We start from the raw sequence: 15,427 nt of genomic DNA on the forward strand, positions 1-15,427 counted from the left end.
CAGTTGCTCAGGTCCGAAGAACCGGCGGGAGCTCCTCCCTCTTCTTCGGACGCAGGCGCATCCCCTCCCCGGACGGGAGCGACTGCGTCAGCGCCATCCGGGCCGCCCAGGGCAGCAGGTCGTTCGCCCGGCGCCCGACCCACGGCACACCTTCGCGCACCAGCCACGCCGCGTCCGCCAACTTGCTCGGCGGCCGGTACGCACAGTCCAGATCCGGCGGTACGTCGATGCGCAGCCCGCGGACCGCCAGCTCGTCCGCGAACGCCCGGGCGAGCGTGCGGTGCCCGCGCTCCCCCGGATGCAGCCGGTCGACGCTCCAGAAGTCCCGCCGGTACACCTCGGGGTAGTCGGCCATGTCCAGCCGGATCCCGCCGAACTGCGCGTGCAGGTCGTCGAAGGCGACATTGACCTGCTCGATCCGGTGCCACAGCGGCCGCCGCAGCCACCGCGGCAGGCCGAACACCCGGCCGTGGTCGTGGAACCGGACGGTCAGCAGCAACGCGCCGCGGGCGGTCAGCTGCTCGGCGCACAGATCCAGGTGCTCGCGGATCCGGCCGGCGTCGAAGGTGGACCGCAGGGTGTCGTTGACCCCGACGATCAGGGAGGCGAGGTCGATAGGACCGTCCGCCAAGGAAACAGCAGAGGGCAGTTGCTCGGTCGCGACGACCGGCACGGTGGCGCCGCTGGTCGCGAAGTTGGAGAACGTCACACGGTGGGTGCTGGCCAGGGAGTCGGCGAGCAGCGAGGCCCAGCCCCGCCACCCCTCGCCCGGGCGCGCACCGGCACCGGACAGGTCGGTCGTACTGCCGTTCATCGGGTCCCCGACCCCTACTGTGGTCGAGTCCCCCAGTGCCACGTAGTGGAGGCTCACATTCCGCCATGGTGACGGCACGGAGCGAGACGCTGATGTGCGGCGGATGACCAGTGCGGCAATTCCAGCTGGAGGATCGGTGATTGCTTGCCAGAATTGCTCGGAGTTAGGCTGTTGCAAACAACTATGTGCAGGAGTTGCCTGGTATGACTGATCTTCGGTTTGGCGTGGTGGGGCTCGGAGCACGCAGCCGCATCGCGCAGTACGCGCACCGTCCCGGCGAGGGCTCGGAAGTTGTCGCGGTCTGTGACCCGGTCGCGGGACAGCGGGATCTCGCGCTGGAGCTGTACCCGGACGCCACGGCGTACGCCGACCACTCCGAACTGCTGGACCAGAAGCTCGACGGCGTGTTCCTGACCACGCCCGACGACCTGCACGAGGGTCCGGCGATCGACTTCCTCGAGGCCGGCGTCTCGGTGTTCGTGGAGAAGCCGCTGGCGATCACCACCGAGGGCAGCGACCGGGTCCTGCAGGCGGCGTACGACTCCGGCGCCCGGCTGTACGTCGGCCACAACATGCGCCACATGCCCGTCGTGCTGACGATGCGCCAGCTGATCCAGGACGGCGCGATCGGCGACGTGAAGGCCATCTGGTGCCGGCACTTCGTCGGCCACGGCGGCGACTTCTACTTCAAGGACTGGCACGCGGACCGCACCCGCACCACCGGTCTGCTGCTGCAGAAGGGCGCCCACGACATCGACGTGATGCACTGGCTGGCCGGCGGCTACACGACCCGGGTGAACGCGATGGGCGCGCTCACGCTGTACGGCGGGATCACCGACCGGCTCGACCGGACGGGTCAGCGGTTCAAGGACTTCGTGTCCAGCGACAACTGGCCGCCGCTGGAGCAGAAGGGCCTGGCGCCGGTGATGGACGTCGAGGACCTGTCGATGGCGAACCTGCTGCTGGACAACGGGGTCTTCATGACCTACGAGCAGTGCCACTACACGCCGGACTACTGGCGCAACTACACCGTGATCGGCACCCACGGCCGGCTCGAGAACTTCGGTGACACCGCCGGTGGCGTGGTGAAGGTGTGGAACAGCCGTCGCTCCGGGTACCGCGAGGACGCCGACCAGGTCGTCGAGATCGCCGGCGAGACCGAACACCACGGCGGCGCCGACCCGCACCTGGTCGCCGAGTTCGTGAACTTCGTCCGCGACGGTGGCGCGACGCTCACCTCCCCGATCGCGGCCCGCGCCGCGGTCGCCGCCGGCTACGCCGCCACCCAGTCCCTGCGCGCGAACGGCGTACCGCAGGACGTCCCGGCGCTGGACCCGGCCCTGGTCGCCTATTTCGACAACGGCCAGACGCGATGACGGTGCTACGCTTTTCGACGTGACCTGGTACGCCGCCATGCGAATGCTGAGCCCTCGATGCGGAGGACTCTAGCGGCGTAGGCACGTGTGCTTGCAGCGAGAGGCCCCCGATGTCGGGGGCCTCTTTCGTTTCCCACCGCTGCAACCACTTGGAGCCACCTATGTACCCGATCACATACGTCACCGACTGTTTCGACGGTAACGCCCGCGCCAGACTCAGCACCCGGATCGGTGCCCTGTTCGGCCAGTCGCCGACCGTCGTCGCCGCCGACGGACCCGATCCGGAGTCGTTCGCCGCGCTCACCCTGCTCGACTGCCTGCAATCGCTGGAGCTGCTGGGCGAGGACGGCCATCCGACCATCACATTGCTGAACATCGCGCCCCGCGACGGCGTCTGGCCCAACGGCGTACCGTTCTGCTTCTTCTGGCACGGCAAGCACCTGGTCGCGAGCACCTTCAACGCCCGCGTGCTTTCCCTGGTACGGCGTGAGCTCGGTATCGACCACGTCTACGTCACCGACATCCGCGAGGCGGTGACGGCGGCCGGCTTCGGCGCGGACGACATCGAGAAGATCGCCGGCACCCAGTTCCGCAGCCTGTGGTACCTGCCGTTGCTCGCGAAATGGGTCGCCGACGGCCGCGTGGTCCCGGCGACCGAGACCGCCGTACCCGAACTGCTCGACGAGGAGCCGACTGTGACCGTCGTCGACAACTTCGGCAACTGCAAGCTCGACCAGCGCCTCGACCTCGTCGCCGGTACGACGCTACCTGTTGCTCAACGCAACGATGACGGCAGCACGACGATCGTCGACGTCACGTGCTACCCGCATCTGACCGCCGTACCGCGGAACGCACCTGGCATCGTTCCGGGCAGCTCCGGCACCGGCTTCACCGAGCTCGTCATCCGTGGCGGCTCGGCAGCCGAAACGTTCGGTCTGCAACCCGGTGACGCACTGCTGGAGCGTGCGGCCGAGAAAGTGGCTTAACGGTCACATCGGGAGTCCGGCGGCGAGCTGGTCGAAGGCCTGGTCCATTGTCGCGAGGTATTGCGGGAGCGGGGCATCGATCGTGGATTCGTACGTGGCCATGACGACGCCGACGACCGCGCCGGCCCAGGCGCGGACCGCGAAGTCGTCGCCCGCGCGGCCGGTGCGTTCGGCGGCGAGGCTCGCGAGCAGGTCGATGCCTTCGTACAGCTGGTCGAGCATCCGGACCCGGAGCTCGGGCGCATGCATCACCAGGCGCTGGCGTTGGGACTCCAGCTCCCACTCCTCTGCGGTCAGCGCGTCCAAGCTCTGCCGGATCGCCGCCCGGAGCGCGTCGGTCGGGTGCAGCTCGGGCGGCTGGGCGCGGAACAGCTCGATCATCACCGGGTCGAGCCGGTCGAGGACGATGGTGTCCTCCTTGGTCGCGAAGTACCGGAAGAACGTCGCCGGCGACACCTCGGCCGCGGCGGCGATCTCCTGGACCGTGGTCTCGGCGTACCCCTGGTCCCGGAAGAGCCGCAGCGCGTGCTCCTGGATCGCCGCCCTGGTCTTCGCCTTCTTCCGCTCCCGCAACCCGCTCATGCAGAGATTGTCGCAAGTTCCGGCGCGGTTGCCTGGGTACGGCGGGGCAGGAAGGCCAACGCGAGCACGATGGACACCACCGCGAGGCCGCTGCACGCCCACAGCGTCACGTCCATGCCGTCGACGAACGCCGCGCGGGCCGAGCGGGTCAGCTCAGGAGAACCGATCGCGACCGCCGCCGACGCACTGTCGCGCGCAGCCTCCGCAGCCGCGGGCGGGAGGCCGGTGACGTCCAGGTGATTGCGGTACGCCGCATTGAGCACCGTGCCGAGGATCGCGACGCCGAGCGTGCCGCCGACCTGCCGCGACGCCTGGATCAGCGCGGATCCGGAGCCGCTCCGGTCGAGGGGCAGCGCGGCGAGTGCGAGCCCGTTCATCGGCGGCAGCGTGAAACCGATGCTGACGCCCACCAGGCTGACCCAGATCGCGGTGAACCCGTACCCGTCGCCGGCCTGCGTGAACGCCCCGATCGCCAAACCGATGAGCATCAACGAGAACCCAATGACCACCGAGACCCGCGCCCCGGCCACCTCGACCAGACGCTCCGCGACCTTCGCGCCGATCAGCATCCCGCCGATGATCGGGAGCAACCGGAGCCCGGCCTGGAACGCGTCCGCGCCTTGCACCGCCTGGAACAGTTGCGGCAGCACGAAGAGCAATCCCACCAGCGCGAACGAAGCTAGCGTCGCTAGCACCGTGCCCCAGGTGAAGCCGGCCGACCGGAACAAGGACAGCTCGATCAACGGATCCGTCGTACGCCGGGCCCACGCCCAGAACGCGGTCAGGAAGACCACTCCGGTCGCGATCCCGCCGAGCGCCCAGGCCGAGCCCCAGCCGTGCTCGCCCGCCGCGATGAACCCGTACGTCAGGCAGACCAGTCCGGCTGCCGTCAGCAGGATTCCCGGTACGTCGATCCGCCGCGACCGGTGGCCGCTCGTCGACGGGATCAAGAGAGCCACCGCAACTAGTCCGATTGCAACTAGTGGCAAGTTGATCAGGAAGATCGAACCCCACCGGTAGTGGTCCAGCAGCCAGCCGCCGAGCACCGGTCCGAGCGGGATGCCGAGCGAGTTCGCCATCAGCCAGATCGTCATCGCGCGCTGCCGTTCCTCCGGGGCGAACAACAGGTTGAGCAGCGACATCGACAGCGGGATCAGGAACGCCGACCCGATCCCGAGCGCCGCGCGACCCGCGATCAACTGACCGGGAGAGTTCGCGAACGCGCACGCCGCCGACGCCAACCCGAACACCACCAGCGCCCCGAGCATCAGCCGCTTCGGTCCGTACCGGTCCCCCAGCAGTCCCGCCGGGAGCAGCAGCGAGGCGAGCACCAGCGTGTACGCGTTCGCGAACCACTGCAGCTGACTCGTCGACGCCTGCAGATCGGTCGCCAGCGTCGGCAACGCGACGTTCAGCACGGTCAGATCCAGCCCGATCACCATCAGGCTCAGAGACATCGCCGCCAGGGCCCACCACCGCCGCGGATCCAGCATCACAAACACCTTTCTGAGATCAGCTCTAATTTGAGAGTAGATCTCAGAATTGCGATTTGTCTACCGCACTACGCCCCGCAGCACCTCCCGGACGAGGTCCGGCTGCTCGAGCCAGGGTGAGTGGCCGGCGGCTGGGATCAGGTGGAAGGTGTGGTTCGGGGTGTGGGCGGCGAGGTCCTGGACGGCGAAGGCGGGGCGGGGATCGCCGGCGCCGTGGATGAAGGTGACCGGGGCCTGGATCGACGCGGCCTGCGCCGTCACCTCGTCCGGCGTCCGGCTGTTCATCTCGGCGGCGAGCGCGCGGTTGGCGGCGAAGTTGATCGGGAGGTCGACGGCGGCACTCGCGTACGCCCATCCCATCGCGCGCTCCCGATCGGCATGGTCGGTGAACCAGGACAGCGCGCGGAACTCGGTCTCCTCGGCCGGCGTGCGCCGCCTGCCGGACAGCTCCTCCAGTCGCGCGAACTGCTCGGGTGTCATCCGGCGGGCCTGCTCGGAGTGGTACGCCGTACGCCAGTCGCCGATGCCTACACCGTCCAGGTACACCACCCCGGCCACGTGATCGCCGTACGTCGCGGCGTACGTCATCGCCAGCGTGGCGCCGTAGGAGTGGCCGATGACGACGATCCGCTCATGACCGAAGTACGCGCGGAGTTCGTCGATGTCGCGCGCCGACCGGGCCAGCGTCTGTACGTCGGACGGGTCCGAGCGACCGCAGCCGCGCTGGTCGAAACGGTGCACGACGACGAGGTCGTCGAGCATCTCCGCGAGGACGGCGTAGTCGTCCCACAGGCCCGGGCCGCCGTGCAGGATCACGACCGCCGGCCGCCCGGTCGCCGTACCGGTGGTCGCGGTCCACAACCGGATGCCGTCAGATGTCGAAAACGGCATGCGGGGTAGCGATCTCGACCGGGCCGGAGAAGGTACGGCGGGCGTTCTCGGCCTGCGTCACGCGGTCGTACCACGGCGGCACGTGGGTGATGACGAGCCGCTTCACACCGGCCTTCTTCGCATGCTCACCGGCGTCGGCGGGCGTCAGGTGCAGGTCGACCGGATTGTTCGGTTCGTTGTCCGGCAGCGCGGCCTCGGACAGCAGGACGTCGGCGCCGCGGGCGAGCTCGACCAACGCGTCGTTCGGCCCGGTGTCGCCGGTGTAGACCAGCGACTTGCCGCCGTACTCGACCCGGATCGCGTACGCCGGCACCGGGTGCACCATCGGCGCGGTGCGGATCGTGAACGGCCCGACCTGCTGAACGTCCTGCCAGGCATGGAATTCCAGCTCCTCCTCCATCCCGGGATCGATCGGCAGGTCGTAGGCCAGCGCCATCCGTTCGGCCGTACCGGGCGGCCCGAACACCGGGATCCGCGGGATCGGCGCCCCGGGCGCGTAGCGCGCCGCGACGTACAACCCGCACAGATCCATGCAGTGGTCAGGATGCAGGTGGGACAGGCCGATCGCCCCGATCTCCGGTACGGCGACGTGCCGTTGGAGCGAACCGAGTGCGCCGCTGCCGAGGTCGAGGATCAGGTTGAACCCCTCGGCTGTGACCAGATAGCTCGAGGCGGCCGAGTCCGGCCCGGGCACAGACCCGGAGCAACCGATCACGGTGAGCTTCATACCTGGAACCCTACCGGCGAGTCGACCCCCGCGCAGGACGAGCGGACGCGTCGATTCGGTTACCACACAGGCATCCGGGGCGCTTCCGGTGCCTTGGACAACAGCCGGGTGCGACCTGGATCACACCTGTCAGCGGACCCAGGCGAACTGGTCGACTACTCCCAGGGCCGGGCCGAGGAAGCGGGAGCCGATCGCGGCGAACTCCGCGGGGTTGCCCGTAGTGACGAAGCGGTGCGCGGGCGTCGGGAGGTGGTCGGGGCGGAGCAGGCCCGTCTTGGTGAGCACGCCGTACACGTCCTTCGCGCACTCCTCGGCGCTGCTGACCAGCGTGACGTTGTCGCCCATCACGTACGAGATGACGCCGGTGAGCAACGGATAGTGGGTGCACCCGAGGATCAACGTGTCGACACCGGCCTCGACCAGCGGGTCCAGGTACTCGTGGGCGGCCTCGAGGAGCTCCGGCCCGGACGTCACGCCGGACTCCACGAAGTCCACGAACTTCGGGCACGCGTGCGTGAACAGCTCCACCTGCGGCGCGGCCGCGAACCCGTCCTCATACGCGAGCGACTGCGCGGTCGCCTTCGTGCAGATCACGCCGACGCGCTGGTTCCGCGTCGCCGCCACGGCCCGGCGCGCGGCCGGCAGGATCACCTCGACAACCGGTACGTCGTACCGCTCGCGCGCGTCCCGCAACATCGCGGCACTCGCGGAGTTGCACGCGATCACCAGCATCTTCACGCCGGCCTCGACGAGATGGTCCAGACATTCGAGCGCGTACTCGCGGACCTCGGCGATCGGCTTCGGGCCGTACGGCTGCCGCGCGGTGTCACCCAGATACAGGATCGGCTCGTGCGGCAACTGATCGAGTACCGCGCGGGCGACGGTGAGTCCCCCGAAGCCTGAGTCGAAGATCCCCACCGGTGCGTCAGCCACGGGAAAAGCTTATACAGGTCCGGCGCCGGGCAGATCCCAAGTGCAGCCTTACCTAACCGGTCGGAACGACACGCCGAGGTTATCCACATCTTTACGTTATGGAATTGCCTTTTCGCGTGATGCGCGCCACTCTGGAGCGATGTTTGCTCGACCGCCCCTCGTGATGCCATGGATCTGACGCATCACCTAGCGGTGGTAATCGGTACCACCGCCGCACCAACTCCGCAGCCCGATCACGTCGCCGCCGCAGGACAGGCGGCCAGTCAGGCCACGGAGTCGAACAACGGCACAGCCGCGGACATCGCGTCGTCCATCGGACCGACGGGACTCCTGCTGCTGGCGCTGATGGCGATGTTCGCAATGTACGTCGTCTCGCTGTCGCTGCACCCGAATGCCAAGTGCAACCGATGCAAAGGTGCCGGCCGGCACCGCGGCAGCATCTTCAGTTACGCCCAGCGCCCGTGCAACAGCTGCAAGGGCCGCGGCGTCCATCCCCGACTCGGCCGCAAGGTCCTGTTCAAAGAACCGTAGGCGGACATGACGTAACAATCCCTGCAGGTGCCTAAGGCAACAAAGGCGCCACCAGCCCGGACCGGCCCTCCGCCCGCCGCTCCGGTTCCCCTCACCCGGCTCAGGCCCAGAGTTGGCCTTCGAGGCGGTCTTCGGCCTCGTCGATGGTGCCTTCGTAGGCGCCGGTGGACAGGTACTTCCAGCCGCCGTCCGCGACCACGAACGCGATGTCCGCCTGCTCACCGTCGCGCACGCACTTGGCCGCCTGGCCGAGCGCCGCGTGCAGGATCGCGCCGGTCGAGATGCCGGCGAAGATGCCTTCGTTGTCGAGCAGCTCGCGGACCCGGCGGACGGCGTCCCGCGGACCGACGGAGAAACGGGCGTCGATCAGCGTCTCGTCGTACAGCTCGGGGACGAAGCCCTCGTCGAGGTTGCGCAGGCCGTAGACGAGTTCGCCGTACCGCGGCTCGGCGGCGACGATCCGCACCTCCGGCTTGTGCTCGCGGAAGAACCGGCCGGCGCCCATCAGCGTGCCGGTGGTGCCGAGGCCGGCGACGAAGTGCGTGACGGACGGGAGGTCCTCGAAGATCTCCCGCGCGGTGCCGTCGTAGTGCGCGAGCGCGTTCGACGGATTGCCGTACTGGTACAGCATCACCCAGTCCGGGTGCTCCTCGGCGACCTGCTTCGCGACCCGGACCGCCTCGTTGGAGCCGCCCGCGGCCGGGGAGGAGATGATCTCGACACCCCACATCCGCAGGATCTGGCGGCGCTCCTCGGAGGTGTTCTCCGGCATCACGCAGACCATCCGGTACCCGCGGAGCTTGGCCGCCATCGCGAGCGAGATGCCCGTGTTTCCGGACGTCGGCTCGAGGATCGTGTTGCCCGGGCGCAGCCGGCCGTCCTTCTCGGCGTCCAGCAGCATCCGCAGCGCGGCCCGGTCCTTGATCGAACCCGTCGGGTTGTGGTCCTCGAGCTTCGCCCACAGCCGGACGTCGGCCGTCGGCGACAACCGGGGCAGTCCGACCAGCGGGGTGCCGCCGATCGAGTCGAGCAGGCTGTCGAAGCGCATCGTCAGTCCTCTACCGGTTCGCGCTCAGCCGCCGGCGACCGCGGGGAGCACGACGACGACGTCGCCGTCCTTGACCTCGGTCTTCAGTCCGCCGGTGAACCGGACGTCCTCGTCGTTCACGTACACGTTCACGAACCGGCGCAGCTCCTCCGGCTCACCCTCCACGATGCGCTCCTTGAGGCCCGGGTGGGTGCCGTTCACGTTGTCGATGAACTCGGCCAGGTTCACGCCGTCGCCGCTGACCGCCTTCGCGCCACCGGTGTAGGTGCGCAGGATCGTCGGCACGCGTAGCTCGATCGCCATAATTCAGTGCTCTCCTTCTGTCTCTGCATAAGAACCAACCACGCGTACTTCTTCTTCCGTGACCTCACCGTCGACGATCCGGTACGAGCGGAACTCGACCGGCCCGTCGTACGCCGGGGAGTCGGCGCCGTCCCGCGTCGACACCAGCACGTAGTGGGCGCCCGGCTCCTGGGCCAGGTTGATGTCGGTCCGCGACGGGTACGCCTCGGTGGCGGTGTGCGAGTGGTAGATCACCACCGGCTCCTCGTCCCGCTCGTCGAGCTCCTTGTAGAGCCGCAGCAGGTCACCCGAGTCGAACTCGTAGAACGTCGGCGACATGGCGGCGTTCAGCATCGGGATGAACCGGGTGCCCCGGTCCGACCCCTCAGCCCCCGCGACCACACCGCACGCCTCGTCGGGATGATCCCGCCGGGCATGCGCCACGATCGCGTCAACAGTCGCCTTCTCGATCACCAGCACGCCTCCACGGTACGGCGCGCGCCGCACCGACCCCGCCAACCGCGAAGTCGGTCCAGAATGCGGACAGTGGGTTACCAGCGGTCGTGGATCTGCGGCCGGATCAGGTCGTCGTACGTCTGCTGGACGGCGGCCGACTGGTCGGGGGTCAGCGGGGTGAGGGTGGCGGCGGAGATGTTGCCGGCTACCTGGGACGGGTTGCGGGCGCCGGGGATGACGACCGAGACGCCGGGCTGGTCGAGGATCCAGCGGAGGGCGAACTGGGCCATGGTGGCGCCGGCTGGAAGCGAGGGACTCAGGCGGCGGACGGCTTCCAGGCCGGTGGCGAAGTCGACGCCGGAGAAGGTCTCGCCGACGTCGAAGGCCTCGCCGTGCCGGTTGTACGTGCGGTGGTCGTCGTCGGCGAACGTGGTGTGTTCGTCGTACTTGCCTGAGAGCAGACCGCTGGCGAGCGGGACGCGGGCGATGATGCCGACGCCGGCCGCCTGCGCCGCGGGCAGGACCTCGTCGAGCGGCTTCAGGCGCAACGCGTTCAGGATGATCTGCACCGACGCGACGTTCGGCCGCGCGATCGCGGTCAGCGCCTCGGCACAGGTCTCGACACTGACGCCGTACGACGCGATGCGGCCCTCGTCGACGAGGGTGTCGAGCGCGTCGAACACCTCGTCGTCGGAGTAGACCGACGTCGGCGGGCAGTGCAGCTGCACCAGATCGATCGTGTCGACGCCGAGGTTCTGCCGGGAGCGGTCGTTCCAGGCGCGGAAGTTGTCCAGCGTGTAGTTGGACGGCACCTGCTCGACGCGCCGGCCCATCTTGGTCGCCACGGTCAGGCCTTCGGACGACTTGAGCACCTGTCCCACGAGCCGCTCGCTGCGCCCGTCGCCGTACACGTCCGCGGTGTCGATGAACGTCACCCCGCCGTCGATCGCGGCCTGCAGCACCGCGAGAGCGTCGCCCTCGTCCACCTCTCCCCAGTCGGCGCCCAACTGCCACGCCCCGAGCCCGACCACACCAACATCCCGCCCGGTCCGCCCGAGCCGCCGCGTCTCCATGCGGCCAACCTTAATCAGCCCCGTGGAGGGGAAAGAAATGTGCGTGTGGTGGCGATTTGTTTCCCCGCCTCAGCGCATGTTGTGCAGGAGCGCGGACTGGAGGTAGCCGAGCCAGTCGTAGAGGTCGTAGGTGAGGCGGCGTGGGTCGTCGTCCGGGAGCTTCTCCCAGGTCGAGTAGTCGTCCTCGTCCTTGATGTCGAGGCGGGTGCCGATGGCGAGGCGGAGGTCGTTCAGCGCACGCAGCCAGGACAGCTGCTCGTCCGGCTCCAGCGCGATCTCGTCGGCGCCGGACTCCTCGAGCGCGGACAGCACCCGCTTGGCGTCGGTCACCTTGCCCTCGCGCAGCCCGCGCTCGGTGAACCGGCGGAACTCCGACGATGCCATGTCGTCCTGCTTGTACGCGTCCGGCAGCAGCCGCTGCAGTACGACGTCCTCGGGCGGCGACGTCGGTCCGTCGGAGTCCAGCAGCGCCGCGAGCGGGTCGCTGGACTCGGTGGCGCGCGGCGGCAGACCGTCGTACAGCAGCTCGACCAGGTTGCGGAGCAGGTTCGCCAGGATGTCCGCCTCGTGCTCGGCGAAGCTGACGACGACGGTCTTGCGGCGCCTGCGGAACCGGGTCACGACTTCTCGCAGGTGGCCCACAGGCCGTAGGTGTGCATCGCTTCCACGTCGCGTTCCATCGCTTCCCGGTTGCCGTTCGAGACCGCCGACTTGCCCTCCTGGTGCACCTGCAGCATCAGCTTCTCCGCCTTCTGCTTGGAGTAGCCGAAGTAGGTCTGGAAGACGAAGGTGACGTAGTCCATCAGGTTGACCGGGTCGTTCCAGACGACGGTCACCCAGGGCGGGCTCAACTCGATCGCCTCGTCGACCTCGGCGCTCTCGAGTTCGCTTGGTGCGGTGGTCACCTGTCCATTCTCTCCATCATCGGTTCCGGTCTCGCAATAGGCTGCTCCTGTGACGCACTCACCGGCACAGTCCACTGCGCTTCTGACCGACCATTACGAGCTGACCATGCTGCAGGCCGCCCTGGCCGACGGCACGGCGCAGCGCCGCTCGGTGTTCGAGCTGTTCGCCCGCCGGCTGCCGGACGGCCGCCGGTACGGCGTGGTCGCGGGCGTCAACCGCCTGCTGGACGCGCTCGAGCGGTTCCGGTTCGACGAGCAGACGATCGCCTTCCTGGCCGATCGCGGCGTCGTCGACCAGGCTACCCGGGACTGGCTCGCGGAGTACCGGTTCTCCGGCGACATCTCCGGCTACGCCGACGGCGAGATCTTCTTTCCCGGCTCGCCGGTGCTCGTGGTGGAGTCGTCCTTCGCCGAGGCAGTGCTGCTGGAAACCGTTTTCTTGTCGATCCTGAACCATGACTCGGCGGTCGCCTCGGCGGCGTCGCGGATGAGCTGGTGGGCCGGTGGGCGGCCCTGTATCGAGATGGGCTCCCGACGGACCCATGAGGAGGCGGCGGTCGGCGCGGCGCTGGCGGCGTACATCGCGGGATTCACCGCGACCTCGAACCTGGAGGCGGCCCGCCGGTTCGGCATCCCGAGCACGGGGACGGCGGCGCACGCGTTCACGCTGCTGCACGACCGCGAGCAGGACGCGTTCCGGTCGCAGGTCGACGCGCTGGGCAAAGGTACGACGCTGCTCGTCGACACGTACGACGTCGCGGAGGCGGTGCGGACCGCGATCGAGCTGACCGGCCCTGACCTGGGCGCGGTCCGGCTGGACTCGGGCGACCTGCCGTCGCTGGCCGGGCAGGTCCGCGAGCAGCTGGACTCGCTGGGCGCGACGAAGACCCGGATCATCGTGACGAGCGACCTGGACGAGTTCCAGATCGCCGCGCTCGCACCGGCGCCGGTCGACGGGTACGGCGTGGGTACGTCGCTGGTCACCGGCTCCGGGTACCCGACCTGCGGGTTCGTGTACAAGCTGGTCGCCCGCGAGGATGCGAGCGGCGAACTGATGCCGGTCGCGAAGAAGAGCCCGGACAAGATCTCGATCGGCGGCCGGAAGTGGGCACTACGACGGCGTACGGCGGCCGGGGTCGCGGAGGTCGAACTGATCGGCGTCGGTGAACAGCCGGTCGACGACGGCGACGACCGCGTTCTCCTGAAGCCGCTCGTCGAGTCAGGCAAGATCGTCGGCCGGACCACGCCGGAGGAGTCCCAGGCGCACCACCAGAAGGTCCGCGACGAACTCCCCCGCTCCGCCAGCCAACTGAGCCGCGGCGAAGCCGCCATCCCCACCGACTACGTCGGCGACTACAACAACCGCAACCCCTTCCGCGCCCGGAGCCACACGTGACCACCCCGAGCGACACCGCCGACACGGGCCGCCCGGGCAGCTCGGACGGCCATGGGGAGTGGTCGCCGGACGCACCCGCGGACGAGGCCGATGTTCTGATCGCCCTGCGGTTCGCGGAGCGTGCGACCCGGAAGGCGATCGCGGAGGAGCTGGCGGGGACCGTGTTGCACACGGGACAGGAGCTGGTGCTCGCCAAGCTCCTGCACCACGGTTCGCTACCTGTGGCCCGGCTCGCGAAGGTCCTGGACGTCGAGGTGCCGACGGCAACCAAGACCACGCAGCGGATGGAAGCCGCCGGGCTGGTGCGGCGGGTGAAGAGTACGACCGACGCCCGGCAGGTGGGCATCGAGCTGACCGACCGCGGCGTCGAGCTCGCCCACACCGTGCAGGAGATCTACGACCGCGCCGGCCGCCGCTCCCTCGCCCAGCTGTCGCCCGAGGACCGTCGGATCATGCGGAACCTGCTGTGGACGATCACGTCCACCCTCGAGCCGTTCCTGCACTCAGGCGAGTAGCTCCTCCTCGCTCCGGGATTCCTCCGTCGCGACGTTCCGCGGACCCCGGAGCCCCATCAGCAGGTCCAGCACCACGAATGCCGCCAGGCTGATCCCGAACAACGGCAGGAACAGCCCGACGCCGACGGCGAGCGCGAGCAGTACGACGACCGCGAGCACCGGGAGCTCCCGCCAGGCACCGCGCCGAGCCGGGCGACCGAACCTGAGCACATGCCCGCGGGTCGGCCGGCGAAGCCACCACATGCGATACCCCAGGATCACCATCGCGACGATGCTTCCGGCAACGATCAGCAGCAGCACCTGGTTCGCCAGGCCGAACAGCAGGCCCATATGCGCGTCGATGCCCCACCGGGACAACTTTGCGACGAGCGGGTAGTCGGCGAACCGGACGATGTCGACCACCTTCCCGGACATCGGGTCGACCGCGACCGCGTCGGCCTGGGTCGGCCACACTTTCCCGATCTCCTGGACGACGAACGACGTACCGGCCTGCTTCGGTGTGGTGATCTCGACCGGACCGTCCAGTTGCGCGGAGCGCGCCGACTGCAGCGTCTGGTCCCACTCCTCGACAGCCGGATCGACCTCGCCGCCGGGGAACGTGTGGCCCTCATGTCCGGCATGGTCGGCCGAGGTAAGTCCCGTACTGACTGCCGGGGTCTTCCAATCCAGCGCAGATCGCAGGTCGCCGACGTTCGCCCCGGCGAACCGTGACCAGGTGAGTCCCGTCGCGGACAGGAACAGCATGCCGACGATCACCCACGTGCCCAGAACGCCGTGCCACGACAGCGTCCGCCGGCGAGCACTCGAGGCCCGCTCCACCCGGAGCCGGGATCCGGTACGTCGTCCTGTCCACCAGAGCACGAGTCCGGCGAGCGCGATCACCCACAACCACGAGGCTGCCAGCTCGCTGTAGATCCGGCCGGGCTCGCCCAGGTGCAGGCTTCGGTGCAGGTTCGACAGCCAGGTCCGGAACGGCAGCGCGCCGCTCGAGCCATAGGCAACCAGTTCGCCGGTCACTTCCGCGTTGCCGGGATTCACGAACACCGCAAGGCGTTCCGACTCGGCGAGCCCGGGCACGCCGAACAACACGCGGGTCGTGTCCCCCGGCCCGGCGGCTGGTCGGACCGCGAGCAGCGTCCCCTCCGGTTGGTACTTCCGGGCCGCCGCGACCTGCTCACCGACCGGTCTCGTCGTACCTGAGCTCTCGACGGAGATCGTGTCGCGGTAGAGCAGGTTCTCGGCCTGAGGCGCGAGCGCATAGAGGAACCCGGTCAGCGCCGTCACGAGCAGGAACGGGCCGACCAGGATCCCCGCGTAGAAGTGCAGCCGCACCAGCAACGGCCGGGTGCGGGACGGAGCGTGAGCACTAGGGGGCATTGCGTCACTGTGGCGTGCGTGTGTTGCCGGTGGCAGCCACTT

18 protein-coding genes are annotated in these 15,427 nt (G+C 68.9%); 5 read left to right on the forward strand and 13 right to left on the reverse strand.

Features of this window, described 5'->3' with window-relative positions; genetic code table 11:
• Positions 1 to 7 precede the first annotated feature (7 nt).
• Positions 8 to 871, reverse strand: a complete 864-nt coding sequence (locus tag E0H45_RS40315) for an SGNH/GDSL hydrolase family protein (RefSeq protein ID WP_131347750.1) — start codon at positions 869 to 871, stop codon at positions 8 to 10.
• Positions 872 to 1,017: 146 nt separating this feature from the next.
• Between E0H45_RS40315 and E0H45_RS40320 the strand changes: the two genes are divergently transcribed.
• Together E0H45_RS40320 and E0H45_RS40325 are read left to right on the forward strand one after the other, a co-directional pair.
• On the forward strand, positions 1,018 to 2,190 hold the full coding sequence (locus tag E0H45_RS40320; protein WP_131347752.1) for a Gfo/Idh/MocA family protein: 1,173 nt from the start codon (positions 1,018 to 1,020) through the stop codon (positions 2,188 to 2,190).
• 161 nt (positions 2,191 to 2,351) lie between these two features.
• Positions 2,352 to 3,176 (forward strand): SAM hydroxide adenosyltransferase, encoded by an 825-nt coding sequence (locus E0H45_RS40325; RefSeq protein WP_131347754.1) that lies wholly within the window; start codon positions 2,352 to 2,354, stop codon positions 3,174 to 3,176.
• Between the two features lie 3 nt (positions 3,177 to 3,179).
• Here E0H45_RS40325 and E0H45_RS40330 read toward each other — a convergent pair whose 3' ends face one another.
• The 5 genes from E0H45_RS40330 to murI all read right to left on the reverse strand — a co-directional run bounded on the left by E0H45_RS40330 (position 3,180) and on the right by murI (position 7,802).
• Entirely contained in the window at positions 3,180 to 3,758 is a 579-nt protein-coding gene (locus E0H45_RS40330) for an acyl-CoA-like ligand-binding transcription factor (protein WP_131347756.1), read from the reverse strand.
• Positions 3,755 to 5,251, reverse strand: a complete 1,497-nt coding sequence (locus E0H45_RS40335; protein WP_202872751.1) for a DHA2 family efflux MFS transporter permease subunit — start codon at positions 5,249 to 5,251, stop codon at positions 3,755 to 3,757. Before E0H45_RS40335 ends, E0H45_RS40330 begins: the two co-directional genes overlap by 4 nt.
• A gap of 60 nt (positions 5,252 to 5,311) precedes the next feature.
• Positions 5,312 to 6,142, reverse strand: coding sequence for an alpha/beta fold hydrolase (locus tag E0H45_RS40340; RefSeq protein WP_131347757.1), 831 nt, complete (start codon positions 6,140 to 6,142; stop codon positions 5,312 to 5,314).
• Positions 6,123 to 6,869 (reverse strand): MBL fold metallo-hydrolase, encoded by a 747-nt coding sequence (locus E0H45_RS40345; RefSeq protein ID WP_131347759.1) that lies wholly within the window; start codon positions 6,867 to 6,869, stop codon positions 6,123 to 6,125. Before E0H45_RS40345 ends, E0H45_RS40340 begins: the two co-directional genes overlap by 20 nt.
• Before the next feature lie 129 nt (positions 6,870 to 6,998).
• Positions 6,999 to 7,802 (reverse strand): glutamate racemase, encoded by an 804-nt coding sequence (gene murI, locus E0H45_RS40350; protein ID WP_130381928.1) that lies wholly within the window; start codon positions 7,800 to 7,802, stop codon positions 6,999 to 7,001.
• A 192-nt stretch (positions 7,803 to 7,994) separates the two neighbouring features.
• Between murI and E0H45_RS40355 the strand changes: the two genes are divergently transcribed.
• Positions 7,995 to 8,333, forward strand: coding sequence for a hypothetical protein (locus tag E0H45_RS40355; protein ID WP_238155674.1), 339 nt, complete (start codon positions 7,995 to 7,997; stop codon positions 8,331 to 8,333).
• Between the two features lie 100 nt (positions 8,334 to 8,433).
• Here the strand turns inward: E0H45_RS40355 and E0H45_RS40360 are convergent, their stop codons facing one another.
• The 6 genes from E0H45_RS40360 to clpS all read right to left on the reverse strand — a co-directional run bounded on the left by E0H45_RS40360 (position 8,434) and on the right by clpS (position 12,097).
• Complete coding sequence (locus E0H45_RS40360; RefSeq protein ID WP_131347762.1) at positions 8,434 to 9,381, reverse strand: PLP-dependent cysteine synthase family protein; 948 nt, start codon at positions 9,379 to 9,381, stop codon at positions 8,434 to 8,436.
• Positions 9,382 to 9,405: 24 nt separating this feature from the next.
• Positions 9,406 to 9,684 (reverse strand): MoaD/ThiS family protein, encoded by a 279-nt coding sequence (locus E0H45_RS40365; RefSeq protein ID WP_130381936.1) that lies wholly within the window; start codon positions 9,682 to 9,684, stop codon positions 9,406 to 9,408.
• Between the two features lie 3 nt (positions 9,685 to 9,687).
• A complete protein-coding gene (locus E0H45_RS40370) occupies positions 9,688 to 10,143 on the reverse strand; it encodes a M67 family metallopeptidase (RefSeq protein WP_131347764.1) in 456 nt (151 codons plus the stop codon).
• Positions 10,144 to 10,214: 71 nt separating this feature from the next.
• Positions 10,215 to 11,192 carry an aldo/keto reductase gene (locus E0H45_RS40375; RefSeq protein ID WP_131347766.1) on the reverse strand — a complete coding sequence of 326 codons (978 nt, stop codon included), beginning with the start codon at positions 11,190 to 11,192 and terminating at the stop codon, positions 10,215 to 10,217.
• A gap of 69 nt (positions 11,193 to 11,261) precedes the next feature.
• Positions 11,262 to 11,813, reverse strand: a complete 552-nt coding sequence (locus tag E0H45_RS40380; protein ID WP_131347768.1) for a DUF2017 domain-containing protein — start codon at positions 11,811 to 11,813, stop codon at positions 11,262 to 11,264.
• Positions 11,810 to 12,097: an ATP-dependent Clp protease adapter ClpS gene (gene clpS / locus E0H45_RS40385; protein WP_131293520.1), complete on the reverse strand. Its 288-nt coding sequence runs from the start codon at positions 12,095 to 12,097 to the stop codon at positions 11,810 to 11,812. Before clpS ends, E0H45_RS40380 begins: the two co-directional genes overlap by 4 nt.
• A gap of 106 nt (positions 12,098 to 12,203) precedes the next feature.
• Here clpS and E0H45_RS40390 point away from each other — a divergent pair, with 106 nt between their 5' ends.
• The gene (locus tag E0H45_RS40390; protein ID WP_202872769.1) at positions 12,204 to 13,493 is read left to right on the forward strand and encodes a nicotinate phosphoribosyltransferase; all 1,290 of its coding nucleotides are present in this window, start codon (positions 12,204 to 12,206) and stop codon (positions 13,491 to 13,493) included.
• Positions 13,490 to 14,008 carry a MarR family winged helix-turn-helix transcriptional regulator gene (locus tag E0H45_RS40395; RefSeq protein WP_131347772.1) on the forward strand — a complete coding sequence of 173 codons (519 nt, stop codon included), beginning with the start codon at positions 13,490 to 13,492 and terminating at the stop codon, positions 14,006 to 14,008. The genes E0H45_RS40390 and E0H45_RS40395 overlap by 4 nt, the downstream gene beginning before the upstream one ends.
• Here E0H45_RS40395 and E0H45_RS40400 read toward each other — a convergent pair.
• Positions 13,997 to 15,385 carry a PepSY-associated TM helix domain-containing protein gene (locus E0H45_RS40400; protein ID WP_131347774.1) on the reverse strand — a complete coding sequence of 463 codons (1,389 nt, stop codon included), beginning with the start codon at positions 15,383 to 15,385 and terminating at the stop codon, positions 13,997 to 13,999. The two genes, E0H45_RS40395 and E0H45_RS40400, sit on opposite strands and share 12 nt — an antisense overlap.
• Positions 15,386 to 15,427: the final 42 nt, after the last annotated feature.

The organism is Kribbella soli (assembly GCF_004331345.1).
GTDB classification, from domain to species: Bacteria; Actinomycetota; Actinomycetes; order Propionibacteriales; family Kribbellaceae; genus Kribbella; species Kribbella soli.

Bases quoted from the DNA above. Each gene is read 5' to 3' on its own strand.
- E0H45_RS40320 (WP_131347752.1), top strand. From the start codon at position 1,018: ATGACTGATCTTCGGTTTGGCGTGGTGGGGCTCGGAGCACGCAGCCGC.
- E0H45_RS40325 (WP_131347754.1), top strand. From the start codon at position 2,352: ATGTACCCGATCACATACGTCACCGACTGTTTCGACGGTAACGCCCGC.
- E0H45_RS40330 (WP_131347756.1), bottom strand. From the start codon at position 3,758: ATGAGCGGGTTGCGGGAGCGGAAGAAGGCGAAGACCAGGGCGGCGATC.
- E0H45_RS40335 (WP_202872751.1), bottom strand. From the start codon at position 5,251: ATGCTGGATCCGCGGCGGTGGTGGGCCCTGGCGGCGATGTCTCTGAGC.
- E0H45_RS40340 (WP_131347757.1), bottom strand. From the start codon at position 6,142: ATGCCGTTTTCGACATCTGACGGCATCCGGTTGTGGACCGCGACCACC.
- E0H45_RS40345 (WP_131347759.1), bottom strand. From the start codon at position 6,869: ATGAAGCTCACCGTGATCGGTTGCTCCGGGTCTGTGCCCGGGCCGGAC.
- E0H45_RS40360 (WP_131347762.1), bottom strand. From the start codon at position 9,381: ATGCGCTTCGACAGCCTGCTCGACTCGATCGGCGGCACCCCGCTGGTC.
- E0H45_RS40365 (WP_130381936.1), bottom strand. From the start codon at position 9,684: ATGGCGATCGAGCTACGCGTGCCGACGATCCTGCGCACCTACACCGGT.
- E0H45_RS40375 (WP_131347766.1), bottom strand. From the start codon at position 11,192: ATGGAGACGCGGCGGCTCGGGCGGACCGGGCGGGATGTTGGTGTGGTC.
- E0H45_RS40390 (WP_202872769.1), top strand. From the start codon at position 12,204: ATGCTGCAGGCCGCCCTGGCCGACGGCACGGCGCAGCGCCGCTCGGTG.
- E0H45_RS40400 (WP_131347774.1), bottom strand. From the start codon at position 15,385: ATGCCCCCTAGTGCTCACGCTCCGTCCCGCACCCGGCCGTTGCTGGTG.